The sequence below is a fragment of the Lacipirellula limnantheis genome, from assembly GCF_007746075.1.
GTDB classification, from domain to species: Bacteria; Planctomycetota; Planctomycetia; order Pirellulales; family Lacipirellulaceae; genus Lacipirellula; species Lacipirellula limnantheis.
In genome coordinates this window covers 2,131,389-2,145,577 of the sequence record NZ_CP036339.1, presented here as the reverse complement: position 1 = coordinate 2,145,577, position 14,189 = coordinate 2,131,389, and the positions used below count along the sequence as shown (strand labels likewise).

The 14,189-nt window shown below is 62.4% G+C and carries 11 protein-coding genes; 7 read left to right on the top strand and 4 right to left on the bottom strand.

Annotation, left to right across the window (positions count from 1 at the left end):
* Positions 1–87: 87 nt before the first annotated feature.
* Both asnS and I41_RS08425 read right to left on the bottom strand, forming a co-directional pair.
* Positions 88–1,482, bottom strand: coding sequence for an asparagine--tRNA ligase (gene asnS, locus I41_RS08430; RefSeq protein WP_145432130.1), 1,395 nt, complete (start codon positions 1,480–1,482; stop codon positions 88–90).
* Positions 1,483–1,600: 118 nt separating this feature from the next.
* Entirely contained in the window at positions 1,601–2,677 is a 1,077-nt protein-coding gene (locus I41_RS08425) for an NAD(P)/FAD-dependent oxidoreductase (protein WP_145432129.1), read from the bottom strand.
* Positions 2,678–2,904: 227 nt separating this feature from the next.
* Between I41_RS08425 and I41_RS08420 the strand changes: the two genes are divergently transcribed.
* Entirely contained in the window at positions 2,905–3,480 is a 576-nt protein-coding gene (locus tag I41_RS08420) for a DUF2179 domain-containing protein (protein WP_145432128.1), read from the top strand.
* Positions 3,481–3,487: 7 nt separating this feature from the next.
* Here the strand turns inward: I41_RS08420 and I41_RS08415 are convergent, their stop codons facing one another.
* A complete protein-coding gene (locus I41_RS08415) occupies positions 3,488–4,447 on the bottom strand; it encodes a cytochrome c (protein WP_168206766.1) in 960 nt (319 codons plus the stop codon).
* Positions 4,448–4,609: 162 nt separating this feature from the next.
* On the opposite strand from I41_RS08415, the gene I41_RS08410 reads away from it, so the two are divergent.
* The 5 genes from I41_RS08410 to I41_RS08390 all read left to right on the top strand — a co-directional run bounded on the left by I41_RS08410 (position 4,610) and on the right by I41_RS08390 (position 11,947).
* Complete coding sequence (locus tag I41_RS08410) at positions 4,610–6,415, top strand: phospho-sugar mutase (protein ID WP_145432126.1); 1,806 nt, start codon at positions 4,610–4,612, stop codon at positions 6,413–6,415.
* Between the two features lie 72 nt (positions 6,416–6,487).
* Positions 6,488–7,870, top strand: coding sequence for a UvrB/UvrC motif-containing protein (locus I41_RS08405; RefSeq protein ID WP_145432125.1), 1,383 nt, complete (start codon positions 6,488–6,490; stop codon positions 7,868–7,870).
* Positions 7,871–8,130: 260 nt separating this feature from the next.
* Positions 8,131–9,027 (top strand): cation diffusion facilitator family transporter, encoded by an 897-nt coding sequence (locus I41_RS08400; RefSeq protein WP_145432124.1) that lies wholly within the window; start codon positions 8,131–8,133, stop codon positions 9,025–9,027.
* A 202-nt stretch (positions 9,028–9,229) separates the two neighbouring features.
* Entirely contained in the window at positions 9,230–10,570 is a 1,341-nt protein-coding gene (locus tag I41_RS08395) for a Gfo/Idh/MocA family protein (protein ID WP_145432123.1), read from the top strand.
* A gap of 219 nt (positions 10,571–10,789) precedes the next feature.
* Positions 10,790–11,947 (top strand): NADH:flavin oxidoreductase/NADH oxidase, encoded by a 1,158-nt coding sequence (locus I41_RS08390; RefSeq protein ID WP_145432122.1) that lies wholly within the window; start codon positions 10,790–10,792, stop codon positions 11,945–11,947.
* Between the two features lie 27 nt (positions 11,948–11,974).
* Here the strand turns inward: I41_RS08390 and I41_RS08385 are convergent, their stop codons facing one another.
* Positions 11,975–13,228, bottom strand: coding sequence for a beta-ketoacyl-[acyl-carrier-protein] synthase family protein (locus I41_RS08385; protein WP_145432121.1), 1,254 nt, complete (start codon positions 13,226–13,228; stop codon positions 11,975–11,977).
* A gap of 360 nt (positions 13,229–13,588) precedes the next feature.
* Here I41_RS08385 and I41_RS08380 point away from each other — a divergent pair, with 360 nt between their 5' ends.
* Entirely contained in the window at positions 13,589–14,074 is a 486-nt protein-coding gene (locus I41_RS08380) for a division/cell wall cluster transcriptional repressor MraZ (RefSeq protein WP_246133838.1), read from the top strand.
* The last annotated feature ends 115 nt before the right edge of the window (positions 14,075–14,189 follow it).

Sequence of the window (14,189 nt, the reverse complement as noted above, 5' to 3'; positions counted from 1 at the left end):
TTGTCATTCGGAGCAAAGCGAAGAATCTGGCGTCAAATGAATGGCTAGATCCTTCGCTTCGCTCAGGATGACGGTTCAACAACAAGATCAGAACTCCGCGCTGCCCGGCGTCCGGGGAAACGGGATCACGTCGCGGATGTTGGCCATGCCGGTGACAAATTGGACCATTCGCTCTAGTCCTAGGCCGAACCCGGCGTGCGGCGCCGTGCCGAAGCGTCGCAGGTCGAGGTACCACCAATAGTCGTCGGGATTGAGGTGCTGCTCTTTCATCCGCTCAATGAGCACGTTGAGTCGTTCCTCGCGCTGGCTGCCGCCGATGATCTCGCCGACGCGCGGGACCAGGACGTCCATCGCGCGGACCGTTTTGCCGTCATCGTTGAGCCGCATGTAGAAGGCTTTGATGCCGCGCGGGTAATCGTGCAGAATCACTGGGGCGTTGAATTTTTTCTCGGTGAGATACCGCTCGTGCTCGGCTTGCAGATCCGAGCCCCACTTGACGGGGAACTCGAATTTCTCGCCTGAGTTCTCCAGAATTTCGACGGCTTCGGTATAGCTGAGCCGCAGAAAGTCGCGGTCGCGAACCGTTTCCAGCGCTGCCATGATCGTCGAGTCAATTCGCTCTTGGAAGAATGCCATGTCTTCCTGGCAGTCGGCGAGCACGTCGCGAACGATGCGTTTGAGGAACCGTTCGGCCAGCGCCATGTCGTCGTCGAGATCGAAGAACGCCGCTTCCGGCTCGATCATCCAGAATTCAGCGAGGTGCCGCGACGTGTTGGAATTCTCTGCACGAAAGGTCGGACCAAACGTATAAATCTTGCCGAGGGCCGTGGCGTAGATTTCGCCTTCGAGCTGGCCCGAGACGGTGAGATAGGCGGGCTTGCCGAAGAAGTCTTGGGCGTAGTCGACCTTGCCGTCGGCCGTCTTTGGCGGGTTGGCAAGATCAATCGTGGTGACGCGAAACATCTCGCCGGCGCCTTCGCAATCGCTGGCGGTGATGATTGGCGTGTGGACGTAGAGGAAGCCTTCCTCCTGGAAAAAATCGTGAATCGAGCGGCAAATGCGGTTCCGGACCCGCATCACCGCGCCCATCGTGTTGGTACGCGGACGGAGATGGGCCCACTCGCGAAGCTTTTCCAGCGTGTGACGCTTCTTCTGCAGCGGGTACGCTTCGGGATCGGCGAGGCCGTGGACGATCACCTCGCTGGCGTGAAGTTCCGTCGCCTGCTCCTTTCCGCCCGAAGGTTTCACCTCGCCGCGCACCGTGACGCTGCAACCTGCGGTGAGATGCTTTACCTCCGAGTCGTAGTTCGAGAGCTTCGCATCGGCGACGATCTGGATGTTGGCGAGGCAGGAGCCGTCGTTGAGTTCGAGGAAGCTGAAGCCCCCTTTCGAGTCGCGACGGGTGCGAATCCACCCTTGCAGCGTCGCCTGCTTGCCAATCGTGTTGGGTTGTCGGGCGGCCCAGACTGAGAGCTTTTCCATCGCGTCATCCCTGCTGCAATGTGGCGCCAAACGCGCTTGCAGCCCCTGGCTCCGCCAGGGGATTGATGCGGTCGGCTATCCGTTGCGTTACCCCCCGGCGGAGCCGGGGGCTGAAAAACTACAGCCCTTGCGAGGCCAACCATCGCTCCGCGTCGATAGCCGCCATACAGCCGCTGCCCGCGGCGGTGACGGCCTGGCGGTAGTAATCGTCGGCGACGTCGCCGGCGGCGAAGACCCCTTCAACGCTGGTGTTGGTACGGAAGGGAACCGTCCACGTCAGATATTTCTTGGGGGTCATGTCGAGCTGGCCCTCCAGAAAGCGTGTGTTCGGCGTGTGGCCGATGGCGACGAACATCCCCGTCGCGGCGAGTTCAATTGTCTTGCCGTCGCCGGTGGTCGATTTGAGCCGCACCCCTGTGACGCCGCTGGCCTCGTCGCCGAGAACTTCGTCAACTTCGGTGTTCCACTGAATGTTGATCTTCGGATTGGCGAGCGCTCGGTCCGCCATGATCTTCGACGCCCGCAATTGATCGCGGCGATGGATCATGTAGACGACGCTGCCGAACTTCGACAGGTAGTCGGCTTCCTCGACGGCCGAGTCGCCGCCGCCGACGACGACCAGCGGCTTGTTGCGGAATCGCGGCAACGCGCCATCGCAGACGGCACAGGCGCTCACGCCGCGGTTCTTGTACATATCTTCCGACGGGAGGCCAAGGTAGTTGGCGCGGGCGCCGGTGGCGACGATTACGGACTGGGCTTCGATCCGCTGGCCGCTTGACGAGTGAAGACAGAAGGGCCGCTTGGTGAAGTCAACCGAGACGATGTCGTCGGTTTCGATCCGCGTGCCAAAATTCTTAGCCTGCTTGCGCATCAGATGCATCAGTTCAGGGCCCGAGCAGCCTTCCTTGTGATGCATGTCGGCAAGGTAGTGGTTTTCCTCATCGAGGGCCGAGCGGAGGTAATGGCTCAGGTCGCCCTTGGGGAAGCCGGGGAAGTTTTCGACCTCGGTGGTCAGCGCGAGCTGCCCCAGGGGCAGCGTGCCGACCTGGCGATTTTCTTCAGTGATGGCGCCTTCGAACACCAGCGGCGTGAGATTGGCCCGCGCCGTGTAGATCGCCGAGGTCCATCCGGCGGGTCCGCTACCAATAATTACCACATGTTCTGCCACAGTCGCACATCCTTCGGGCTCGGTCATAAGTGCACCCAAACTCGCTGGGGTAAGCGGGAATTATAGGGGGCGCGCCGTGGGGCGTAAACTCGGCGTTTTCACGACGTGGCGCCTATGGAAGCGATCGCGGCAGCCTATGGAGCGCGCGGCGACGCCTCGGCGTTGCAGCGGCGAGGAACTTGACGACCCGCCACCGGGCAAGCGACGCTGACGGCCGCTGCGTTGATCAATCGAAAGCTTGAGGTCTTGACGCGATGGAAACGTTGGTGGCACTTCACCCCGTAGTTGCGGCGCTGGTCATCTTCGCGCTGCGCATCATTGACGTGTCGCTCGGCACCTTGCGAACGATTTCCGTCGTGCAAGGGCGCGTGAAGCTTTCGGTGCTGCTGGGTTTTTTTGAAACGTTCGTCTGGCTCACAGCAGTTGCGCAAGCGTTGATGGGCATTGAGAAGAACCCGCTGCTGATGCTCGCCTATTGCGGCGGGTTCGCTGCGGGAAATGCCGTCGGCATTCAGATCGAGCGAAAGATCGCGATGGGGATCGTCGTGATCCGCATGTTCTCGTCGCAGGCCGGCGGTGCGATTGCTTCGGCGCTGAGCATCGCCGGGTGGCATCCCACGACGTTTCAGGGGATCGGCGCCGACGGGCCGAATACGATGATCTTCGTCATTGCACCGCGGCGACGGACGAGCGATCTGCTCGAAACGGCGCGTGGCGTCGATCCCCACATTTATTACAGCGTCGACCTGGTGCGCGAGTACCATGGCGGGGCCACGGCGGCGCTATCGACGCCGGCGGATTGGCGGGCGATTTTTCGGATGCGGAAGTAACCGCGCGTCAGCCGCGATACCCTTCGTGGCAGGCGCTGCACGATTGGCTTGCCTGGCCAGCGGCGGCGCGGGCGGCTTCGTAGTCGCCGTCGGCGGCCGCGCGGCTCAACTCGCGCGACGCTGAGCGCAAATCGCTGCTGTGCTGCTGAAAGGTCTCGTCGTCCCAGTAATCAAACTCTTCACGATCAATCATCATCGCCAGCATGGCGAGGACTTCAGCGTGCTGCTGGACGTCGACTGCCTTGCGTGAGAAGTCGCGGGCGCTCGAGAGGGCGGGCGAAATTCCTTCCTGCAGCGCTGCTTCCATGCGGGCCATTAGCAGCGAGCGATCGGCGAGGTCGCTCCAGCGCTCCGGGGGCGGCTGCGGTTTCCCGCCGAGGCGCTCGCCGCGGATGAGGTCGTCGAGTTGGGTCCGCAGGCCAGCTCCTTCGGCGAAGGTTTGATCGGTTCCTGTTTTGCAATTGCGCGCCGCGCGCGCAAGCGCATCGCGAAGCGCCGGCGCGTCCTCTTGCCAGCGGACGTCGCCGTCGTACTCGGCGATGACGGCGAAGAGGACGGCCAGTTCGTTGAACGCTGCGCGGCACGCCTTGTAGCCGCCGCTTTTGAACTTGGCGGGATTGGCGAGCGGGTCGCGGAGCGTGGCAGCGAGTTGTTTCACTTCGGCGGCTAGCGCGTCGCCGCTGATCACCTTCGACCAGCGCGCTGCGTCGCCAGTCTCAGCAGCAGGCGCGGCGACACTCCCCTGCCCCGCAGGCGACTTCGTCGCGGCCGCTTCGCTGCGTTTGGCCGGTCGCTCGCCGACGAGTTGCTCGCGGGCGTCGACGAAGAACTCATCGAGCACGTCTTGCGACCACACCGGCGGCTTCGCCCGCTGCAACGAACCCGCCTGCTCCCCTGCGTACATGCGATTGCACAAAAATGCGACAACGACGACGACGACCAAAACCGCCGTGCATCGACACAACATGCTCATCCCCCTACCCCATTTAGCATTTCGCATTCGCCCTTGCTCCTTCCCTCGAACTTCCCCGTCGTTCCACTATGGTGTAGGTTAAATCGCCCTGTCAGGCCTGCCTATCCTGTGAGCGCAGGGGGGCCGGTTCCCTTTCCCCATTGGGACGCCCGCACCATGTCGTACGAGAATACGCTTGCCCTGGTCCGCCAAGCCGCCGAAACCGGGAAGATCACGAGCACGGCGAAAAAAAACATCACCTCTTGGCTGACGGAGGCTCGTTACGGGGAGTACGCCCCGCAAGTGGCCGAGATGGTCGAAGCCGAGCAGTGGCAGACGCTAGACGACGTGTTTTGGACGGTGATTCCCTTTGGCACGGGTGGTCGTCGCGGTCGCATGTATCCAGTCGGGGCGAACGCGATCAATGACCGCACCATAGGCGAGAGCGCCCAGGGCTTGGCCGACTATGTGAAGGAGCAACTTGGCGCCGACGGGAATCTGTCGTGTGCGCTGGCGTACGACACCCGCCACCGCTCGGAGCACTTTGCACGACTCTGCGCGGAAATTATGGTGGCGAGCGGTTTTCGGGTCTACTTCTTGCAAGGTTTCCGCAGTACGCCCGAGCTATCGTTCACCGTGCGGTACAAGCAAGCCTCCTGCGGCATCATGGTGACGGCGAGCCACAACCCGCCGAGCGACAACGCGGTGAAGGCGTACTGGTCGACCGGCGGGCAGCTTCTGCCGCCGCACGACAAAGGGGTGATCGACCGCGTCATGTCGGTCGGCGCCATCGAGCGTGTCCCGTTCGATACGGCCGTGGCGGACGGACGCATCGAGATCTGCCAGGACGAGATTGATCCGAAATACGTCGAGGCGGTGCTGACGCAGGCCCTGCCGGGGCCGCGCGACCTGAAAATCCTCTATTCGCCGCTGCACGGCGTGGGCGCGAGCGCGGTATTGCCGGTGCTGGCGGCCGACGGATTCAAGGACGTCGAACTATTCAGCCTTCACGCCAAGCCCGACGGCGATTTTCCGAACGTGCCGGGGCATGTGTCGAACCCTGAAAATCCGCACGTGTTCGACACGATGATCGCCCATTCCATGCACACTGGGGCCGACCTTGCCGTGGCGACCGACCCCGACTGCGATCGCATTGGCTGCGCGGCGCCGCTGACGCCGGCCACGGGCTCGCAGTGGTTGACGCTCAACGGCAATGAGATCGGCGCCCTGCTGGCCGACTACATACTCGACTCGCGCAAGGCGCTGGGGAAGCTCTCGCGCGACAACTTTCTCGTCAAGACGCTGGTCACCACCGAGCTGACGCGTCGGATTGGCGATAGCTACGGCGTGAAGACCTTTGGCGACAACCTCGTAGGCTTCAAGTGGATTGCCGGCGTCATTGATCGCGAAGGCGCCGACAAATTCCTCTACGGCACCGAGGAGTCGCACGGCTACATGGCGGGGAGCTACGTCCGCGACAAGGATGGGGGACTGGCCTCGATGCTCCTATGCGAGCTAGCGGCGAAGCTCAAATCGCAGAAGAAGACGCTGCATCAGAAGCTCGACGATCTGTTCTGGCAGCACGGCGTCCACATGGAACGGACTGTCTCGGTGCAGATGCCAGGCAGCGAGGGCATGCTGCGGATGAAGGAAGTGATGGCCCAATTCCGCACGGCGGCGCCCAAGACGGTCGCCGGGAGCGCGGTCGTGCAGATCCGCGACTACTTCGACCAAACCGTCATCCTCGCCGACGGCGGCAAACGGCCATTTGATGGCCCGCTGGGAGACTTGGTAATTCTCGACCTAGCGCTGGAGGGGAACTACGTCGCCATCCGCCCCAGCGGCACCGAGCCGAAGATCAAGCTTTACATGTTCACGTACGAACCGCCCGAGCAACTGGCGAATCTGGAGGACGCCAAGCAGATGCTGGATCAGCGACTGCTAGCGATGGAGGCCGACATGCGGGCGTTTGCCGGCGTGTAATGGGCGTGGATTTTTAGGTGATTCGACCGGCGGTCACTGACCGGGGGCAAAAGGCTGCGCTACAATTCACGCATGGACGCCCCGCCGCCTGAACATGAGGCTCAGCCTGAAGTACCGCCCGACCTGCCGAAGTCACAGGTCGAATTCTTTCTCCGCGCCGCCGAGAAAGTCCGCACGCAGTTTCCCGATAGGCCGGGCGTCTACCTCTTCCAAGACAAGCTCGGCCGAGTGATCTACATCGGCAAGGCGAAGAATCTGCGCGCCCGCGCCGGCAGCTACTTTCTCAAGGCGGCCGCCGAAGACTCCCGCACTGCGCAACTGGTGCTCGAGGCTTATGACATCGACTTCATGGAAACGGAGAGCGAGGTCGACGCTTTGCTGAAAGAGGCCCGCCTGGTCAAGGATATCCAGCCGAGATTCAATCGCGACCTCCGCGATGACAAGTCGTTCCCTTACCTGCAGATCACCACGCACGAAGATTTTCCACGCGTCGAGATCACCCGCACGCCGCGCAGCAGCGGCGTGAAGCTTTACGGCCCCTTCGCCAACGTCAGTTCGCTGCGCGGCGCCCTGCAGGTGCTGCAACGGGTCTTCAAGTTTCGGACCTGTCCGCTCGACATCGAGGAGAGCGACGACCGCTGGCGCTGGTTCCGGCCCTGCCTGCTCGCCTCGATTCGACAGTGCACGGCGCCTTGTAATTTCCGTATTTCGAAAGAGGAATACCGCAAGGACATCAACCGACTGCGCAAGTTTCTCGACGGCGGCCGCAAGCCGCTGTTGGCGGAGATGCGGGTGGAGATGCAAGAAGCGGCCGCCGCGCGGCGGTTCGAACAAGCGGCGAAGCTCCGCGACGAAATCCAAATGCTCGAGTCGTTGGAAGACCGCGGCGATCTTGAAAAGAATGAGCAGCCCGAGGTTTTCTACATCGATCCGAAGAAGGGACTCGCCGGATTGCAGAAGGTGTTGAAACTCGACGTTCAGCCGCGCACCATCGAAGGCTGCGACATCGCGCATCTCGGCGGTACGGAGACAGTCGCCAGCCTCGTGCAGTTTATCGACGGCCTGCCGTTCAAGCCGGGGTATCGACGGTTCCGCATCCGCGAGGTGCAGGGCGTCGACGACTATGCCAGCATGCACGAGGTAGTTGCGCGGCGATTTCGGCGCCTCGACCGCGAAGGGGAAGTCTTCCCCGACATCCTGCTGATCGATGGCGGGAAAGGTCAGTTGGGCAAAGCGCTCACGGCGTTCGAAACCCTAGGGATCGAGCCGCCGCTGGTGCTTTCGCTGGCCAAAAAGGAAGAGCTGATTTACGTGATGGGGCGTGACGAACCGATTCGGCTAAGCCGCCATGCGTTCGCGTTGCGGCTACTACAATACGTGCGGGATGAAGCGCATCGATTTGCACAGCACTACCATCATCTGCTGCGTCGGAAGCGGACGCTGGGCGATTCGTAGGTCGCGCTGTCTTGCGTGGCGCGTGGCCCGATATTCGCCATAGGCCACGCTACCTAGACTGACCTACATTATGACAATGGCGATTGCGCTCCCCGGCCCCGAGGCTTATTCATCCGCCATCATGAAAGCATTTCAAGAATGATCGCCGTTGAATAAGCTTCTCCGCCAGGGCGTCGCGTTGCGTCCACGCTAACCGTTCCTCTACTTCAAGCCGGCCCCCGGGCGGAGCCCGGGACTGACAATACGAAAAACGCTTTCGCATGCACGATCACGCTCACCACGCCGGCCAGAATCTTCGCTTTGCGTTCTTCGTAAACTTCGTTTTCACGTTCATCGAGATCGCCGGCGGCATCTGGACCGGGAGCGTCGCGATCCTCAGCGACGCCGTGCATGACGCCGGGGACTGCATCTCGCTTGGACTTGCCTGGTACTTGCAAGGGGTTTCGGACCGCGAGGCGAACGACCGCTTCACCTACGGCTATCGGCGGCTTTCGGCCCTGGGCGCTCTCATCACCGGATGCGTGCTGATCATCGGCCTCAGCTTCATTCTATGGGAATCGGTCCACCGCCTGTTTGAACCAAAGCCGGTTCGCGCCGGCGGCATGGTCGCCCTCGCTATCGTCGGAGTCTTGGCCAATGGCGCGGCCGCCTGGCGACTGCGCGGCGGGCGATCGCTCAACGAGCAAGTGGCGACCTGGCACTTGCTGGAGGATACGCTTGGCTGGATTGCCGTCCTCATCGGCGGCGCCATCATGGCGTTTTGGGACGTCCCGATCATCGACCCGATTCTCTCGCTCGGCATTTCGGCGTTCGTGTTGGTTAACGTGGTCCGCAATCTCAACAAAGTCGCGCTGGTATTCCTGCAAGCCGCGCCCGCAGGCTTCGACGTCGACCAGTTTCGTCGTGAAGCCATCGCCTTGCCGAATGTGATTGAGCTGCACGACACGTACACCTGGACGCTCGACGGCGAACGCCACGTCATTGCGACGCATCTGCTCATGCGGGCCGGCGCAACTCGAGAAGATATTTGCGTGGCCAAGGGGGAGCTCTACCGCTTGCTGCGGGACCGTGAGTTCGAGCACATCACGATCGAGACGGAGCTCGAAGGGGAACATTGCAACAGCGCATTCCCGCCGGCTGGGCATACGTGCCACTAACCACCAAGGCGCCAACGCACTTAAGGAAAGCACAAAGAAACAGGGAATGGTCATCTCAGCCAATCCTCGCTAATTGACTAGATTAGCGTAGATCAGCGAAGATTAGCGTTCCGGCTTCTTCACAACGCTTTTTCCTCCTCAGTGCTTTTCTTTGTGCCCTCGTGCCTTTGTGGTCAGCATTTTCAGCCCCAAGAGCCACTCCATGAATCGCCGCGATTTTCTCCACACGGCCGCTCTCACTTCCGCCCTTGCCGCGATCCAGCCCCGGGCGTTCGCTCTGGCGGGCGACAAGCCGCTCCGCGTCGCGACGATCGGCTGCGGCTGGTATGGCAAGACCGATCTGTTTCACCTGATCCAGGTGGCGCCAGTCGAGGTGGTCGGTCTATGCGACGTCGACGCCAACATGGCGGCCGAGGCCGCGGAATTGGTCGCGCAGCGACAGCCCTCCAAGACGAAGCCGCCGGTTTACGGCGACTATCGGAAGCTGCTCGCGGAGCAGAAGCCCGACGTGGTCAACATTGCCACGCCGGACCACTGGCATGCATTGCCGATGATCGCCGCGGTCGAGGCGGGCGCGGACGTTTACTGTCAAAAGCCAATCAGCGTCGACGTGGCTGAGGGACAGGCGATGGTCGCCGCGGCGAAGCGCACTGGCCGCACCGTGCAGGTCGGACTGCAACGGCGCAGCACGCCCCACCTCATCGAAGCCCGCGACCGTTACATCACCAGCGGCAAGCTCGGCAAGGTGGCGTTCGTGGACATCCATAGCTACTACGGCGGCCCAGGGGGCTTCCCGCCCACAGCGACGCCGCCGGCCAATCTCGATTGGGAAATGTACGTCGGCCCGGCGCCGTGGCTCGACTATCATCCGCACATCCATCCCCGCAGTTGGCGCGATTTTCGCAACTTCAGCAACGGGCAGATAGGGGATCTCTGCGTCCACATGTTCGATGTCGTGCGATATTTCTTAGGCATCGGCTGGCCGACGACGGTTTCGGCCAACGGCGGAGTGTTCGTGCGCGATAAGACGTCCATCGCCACCATCGCCGATACGCAAACGGCTACGTTCGAATACCCTGACCTCCAGATTGTTTGGACGCAGAGGAATTGGGGCGAGCCCGCGGACCCCGAGTATCCGTGGGGCGCGACGCTCTACGGCGATAAGGGAACGCTGAAGCTCAGCGTCCACAGCTATGACTTCAAACCGCATGGCGCGAGACAAGCCGAGCATGGCGATCATCTCGACGAACGCAGCAAATTTCCTGAGGATCAGCAGCACAAGGAAACGGAATTGTTCGCCGCCCCCGCCACGCGTCGGCACATGCAGGACTTCCTCGCCGCCCGGCAGGAAAAACGCCTGCCCGTGAGCAACATCGAGGAAGGGTACATCAGTTCCGCCTGCTGCATTCTGGCGAACCTGTCGATGGACCTTGGGCGCAGTTTCAAGTGGGACGCCGCGGCGGGGAAAATTATCGACGACGATGAAGCGAATCAGCGGCTAGCGCGGCCGTATCGCGAGCCATGGTCTCGTCCGCAGGCTTAGCCTTCATCGCGTGTCCATCGGCGGTCGCTGCGGCGCAACTCTTCCGAAGAGAAGGGTGGCGCAAGTGGAACCTCGCCCCGATTCCGAGAGCTTCGCCCAATTGCGAAGATGGCAACGCCACGGTTTGACAACTCGGACGCGCTCGACTCCATTTTGCATGGAGACGTTAGCGCTTCGCACGCCTGGCGATCCATCTACCCACCATTGGCAGGACCGATCATGACTCCCTCGAACGACGCCGGCGACGCCCGCCCGCAAGGCTGCTCATCCGCCGCCGACCACGATCGCGAAGTCCCCGACGTTGACTTGCTGTCGCGGTGGACGGTCAGGGGAGTTACGCTTCGCAATCGCATCGTCATGTCGCCCATGTGCCAATATTCGGCCATCGACGGGATGGCGAACGACTGGCACTTGGTCCACCTCGGCAGTCGGGCGGCGGGCGGCGTCGGTCTGGTGATGGTCGAGGCGACCGCCGTCACGAGCGATGGACGTATCTCGCCCGGCGACATGGGAATTTGGAGCGATGAGCATGTCGAACCGCTCGCGCGCATCGCCCGCTTCGTCGAATCACAAGGCGCCGTGCCGAGCATTCAATTGGCCCACGCGGGCCGGAAGGCAAGTTGTGATCTACCGTGGCGCGGCGGCGCGCCGCTGACCCCCGAACAAGGGGGCTGGCGACCGGTGTGGGGTCCAAGCCCCCTCGCCTTCGACGACGGCAGTCCGGCGCCCGAACCGCTGGACGCCGCCGGCATCGACGCGGTGCGGGCCGCATTTGTCTCAGCGGCCCGCCGCGCGATCGCGGCTGGTTTCAAGATCATTGAAATTCATGGCGCGCATGGATATCTGCTGCATGAATTTCTCTCGCCGCTCAGTAATCAACGGACCGACGACTATGGGGGATCGATCGAAAACCGCATGCGCCTGCTATTGCAGGTGGCTGAGGCGCTGCGCGCGACAATCCCTAGCAACATGCCATTATTCACGCGCATCTCGGCGACCGATTGGGTCGAAGGGGGCTGGAGCGCCGCTGATTCAGTGACGCTTTGCCGCGAATTGAAGTCCCGCGGCGTCGACCTGATTGACGTCTCCTCGGGAGCCCTTACGCCCAAAGCCCGCATCCCGGTGGCCAAAGGGTATCAAGTCCCTTTCGCCCGGCAGATTCGCGACGAAGCCGGCATCGCCACCGGGGCCGTCGGCCTCATCATCGAGGCGAAGCAGGCGAACGAGATCATCACCGGCGGCGACGCCGACCTCGTGTTTCTCGGCCGCGAACTGCTGCGCGAGCCGTATTGGGCGCTCAAGGCCGAGCAGGAACTGGGCGGGCAACCGACGTGGCCGGTGCAAATGGGGTACGCCGTGCAACGTCGCTCGCGATGAGCACGAAGTTTGGTGCGGCGCCGATCGCTAGGCCGCGAGTCGCAGCATCGCAGCGGGGGCAGGTTCGCAGCGTTCGCCGGCGCCAGACCAGCGGCGCAGTGCAATGGCGGCAAGGTGCCCGCCAAAAGCAATCGAGATCTTCACGGCGTGCTCCAGGGCACGTCGACGGCCGACTAGCGGCACGCAGTCGAGGTCGCAGTCGGGATCGGGATGCGTCAAGTTCACCGTCGGCGGAGCGAACCCGTCGCGCAGGGCCATAGCGGTAATCGCCAGTTCGACGGCGCCGGCGGCGTTCACCAAATGGCCCAGATTAGCCTTGATCGTGCTGACGCACAGGCGGTTTGCAGCGGCGCCGAACGCGGCGCGGATGCCGCGGGTTTCCATCGCGTCGTTTTGCTTGGTACCCGTGCCGTGCGCGTTGATGTAGGCGACGTCGCTCGGCACGAGGTTCGACTGCCGAAGCGTGCGGTCGAGCAGGTGCGTCAGCGGCCGGCTATCAGCGCTGAGGTCGGTGACATGAGTCGAATCGCTCAGGAGCGCGCCGCCCAAGATTTCAGCGTAGATCGACGCTCCGCGAGCGCGGGCGGAACTGAGACGCTCAAGCACCAGCGTCGCCGCTCCCTCCCCCATCACGAAGCCGGTGCGGTTAGCGTCGAACGGCCGGCAGGCCGCGGCGGGGTCGTCGGCGTTCGCCAAGACCCGCATGTTGTAGAATCCCGCAGAGAGGATCGGGTGGAGCGTTTGAGCGGACCCCACGAACGCGATATCGGCCTGACCGTCGAGAATGGCTCGCATGCCGTTGATGGTCGCAATCGCTCCCGTCGCGCAGGCCGTGGAGTTCACCAATCGCGGACCAAAAATGCCGAGACGATTGGCCACTCGCGTGGGAACGGCCGAGTACAGCAGGTTCTCCCACCAGGGCTTGATTTGCGTCGTCCCCTCACGGCGAGCGTATTCCTCAGCCATCCAGGGGGTTGGCCCGCCGCAGGTGCCGTAAGAACTGGCGATCCGCGAACGGTCGCAACGTCTTAGGTCAAGTCGACTGTCTGCGAGGGCCTCGCGCGCTGCGGCCATGGCGATGGGGAAGTTGCGATCACCGAAGCGGTCGCGTGGCACCCCTTCCACGGTCGCTCCCAGGAGGAGTCCATCCGGGATGCCGGGCATCCCGCAGAGTTTGCGGACGCCGTTGTGCCCCGCCTTTACGGCACGCCACGTCGACTCGCGGTCATGCCCTACGGCCGTGACCATGCCGATGCCGGTAATAACGACGCGATCTTCCATCGATTGGAATTGGTGGCAGGAGGCGCACGGCGGAACATGCGGATTTCAGACCGCTTGGAATGAGGGAGGAATACGGAAAATCCCCGATCGCCGCCACCCTGATTGACTCAAATAAGCGGAAAATTTCCCGACCCACGCTCGTCGATCCCCGCAAGGAGTCCTCGGCACGAGCGAGGCGCCAACTTCGGCGGATTGCTAGCGGAGAGACCGATCGAAGGCCTTGCAGGCGAGAATGGCTGGGGTAGAATCAGCTCACGCGTTTGCTGGGATGGAAGCCCAATATTCGCCATAAAACGTTGTTTCTGCGGGTATTCAGCCCATATCAGCATGGAGGAAGTTTAGACGGAGGACGCCGAGCGCGTGATCGAATCGGGAGAACTATTCATCGGCGAATGGCCCCGGACGATCGACGATCGCTATCGTCTGTCGCTGCCAACCGAGTGCGTTGAGGCATTGGCTGGCGGTTCGGAGGGATGCACGTTGGCGAAGGAACGCCCTGGCTGCCTCAGCCTCTGGAATACATCCCAGTGGCAAGGCTGGCTCAGTCAGGGCGTCGAGCTGATGAAGGGCAAACTTCGCAGCGGCCGCCTCGATCGCCGGGCGGAAAGCGTCCAGCTCTTTGGGCGGCTCCTGTCGACGCGGTACCGCACGGCGCCAATTGCCGGTCGCGGACGCCTCGCGATTCCGGAAGCCTTCCGAGACTTTCTGGGAGTCGAGCCAGGCGGGGAGTTGCTTGTTGTCGGAGCCGCGGTGTGCATCGAGCTATGGCGGCCCGAGAGCTGGGCTCAACACATTGGGGAACAGATGCCGGGCTTCCGACAGTTGTTCGATCAACTGACGGAGTAGCAACGCGGAAGCTGCCAGCTTTCAGCAATCAGCCAGACAGGAAAAAGAAAAAGTACGATGGAAGCCGTCTAGCTGAACGCTGATAGCTTCTTTGCTTCAAAAACACGTCGCGCTT

Coding starts and splice junctions, on each gene's coding strand:
- asnS (WP_145432130.1), bottom strand. CDS start 1,482: ATGGAAAAGCTCTCAGTCTGGGCCGCCCGACAACCCAACACGATTGGC.
- I41_RS08425 (WP_145432129.1), bottom strand. CDS start 2,677: ATGACCGAGCCCGAAGGATGTGCGACTGTGGCAGAACATGTGGTAATT.
- I41_RS08420 (WP_145432128.1), top strand. CDS start 2,905: ATGGAAACGTTGGTGGCACTTCACCCCGTAGTTGCGGCGCTGGTCATC.
- I41_RS08415 (WP_168206766.1), bottom strand. CDS start 4,447: ATGTTGTGTCGATGCACGGCGGTTTTGGTCGTCGTCGTCGTTGTCGCA.
- I41_RS08410 (WP_145432126.1), top strand. CDS start 4,610: ATGTCGTACGAGAATACGCTTGCCCTGGTCCGCCAAGCCGCCGAAACC.
- I41_RS08405 (WP_145432125.1), top strand. CDS start 6,488: ATGGACGCCCCGCCGCCTGAACATGAGGCTCAGCCTGAAGTACCGCCC.
- I41_RS08400 (WP_145432124.1), top strand. CDS start 8,131: ATGCACGATCACGCTCACCACGCCGGCCAGAATCTTCGCTTTGCGTTC.
- I41_RS08395 (WP_145432123.1), top strand. CDS start 9,230: ATGAATCGCCGCGATTTTCTCCACACGGCCGCTCTCACTTCCGCCCTT.
- I41_RS08390 (WP_145432122.1), top strand. CDS start 10,790: ATGACTCCCTCGAACGACGCCGGCGACGCCCGCCCGCAAGGCTGCTCA.
- I41_RS08385 (WP_145432121.1), bottom strand. CDS start 13,228: ATGGAAGATCGCGTCGTTATTACCGGCATCGGCATGGTCACGGCCGTA.